Annotated in this window: 2 protein-coding genes; both read left to right on the top strand. The window is 42.5% G+C overall.

The annotated features are described in order from the left end of the window. On the top strand, positions 1-388 hold a 388-nt coding region (gene cas6, locus AB4486_RS27040), incomplete at its 5' end, for a CRISPR system precrRNA processing endoribonuclease RAMP protein Cas6 (RefSeq protein ID WP_372119862.1). Between the two features lie 103 nt (positions 389-491). Beyond that, on the top strand, positions 492-800 hold a 309-nt coding region (locus AB4486_RS27035; RefSeq protein WP_372119860.1), incomplete at its 3' end, for a CRISPR-associated endonuclease Cas1.

The raw sequence follows: 800 nt of genomic DNA, 5'->3' as shown, positions 1-800 counted from the left end.
CCTTACGCCACTAAGATTAAAGCAGAATAGCAATATAGTGAAGAAACAAGCACCAGAGCTCAAGTTTTGGGTTAACCAGAGCTTAAGGCGTCTGACTCAGTTAGGCCGTTTTTGGGTGAATGACAATCAAGAACTGTTTGATCGAGTCTATCAACACACACTGGACTCGATACCGAATAACGTCGACTGGCAATCACACTGCTATTTTGAGGATTGGATGCGTTATTCTCGTCGTCATGGCAAAGCACTCCCGATTGGTGGCCTTAAAGGCCAGGTGAGTTTCTATGGTGACTTAGAAGCGCTTATTCCAATTCTAAAAATTGGTGAGTTGTTACAAGTCGGTGGTAAAACCACGTTTGGATTAGGAAAATATAGACTTATTGCATAATAATAGTGCGACTGAGCCATAAGCTATTCATTTACTTATCGAGATCCTACATCGATGTGACCAAGCAAGATGTTGAGGACGTTTTTAGTATAGGGAGTGTACGTTGACTTTATTAGTCTTGGATGAAAAGGGGTACGAGCTTTCGTTGTGTGATGGGCTCTTACGGTGCTTTCACCCAGAATTAGGCCAAAAGGTTGTACCGTATTCATCAATAAATCAAATCATCGTGGGAAAGGGGGTCACTATTAGTTCTGATGTCATTTTACTGTTAGCAGAGAAAGGCATCAGCTTATTGGTTAACGGACACAGGCTGCATCAACATGCGAGCCTTGTTCCGTTATCGGCACCAGCAAGTGATATTAAATTGCGCCAGTTTTTCGTTACGTCTAATTGCACGATAAAACGGGGCCTA

It is taken from the genome of Vibrio sp. 10N.222.55.C6, assembly GCF_041473395.1.
Lineage (GTDB): Bacteria > Pseudomonadota > Gammaproteobacteria > Enterobacterales > Vibrionaceae > Vibrio > Vibrio crassostreae_C.
This window is presented reverse-complemented; position numbering and strand designations above follow the sequence as displayed.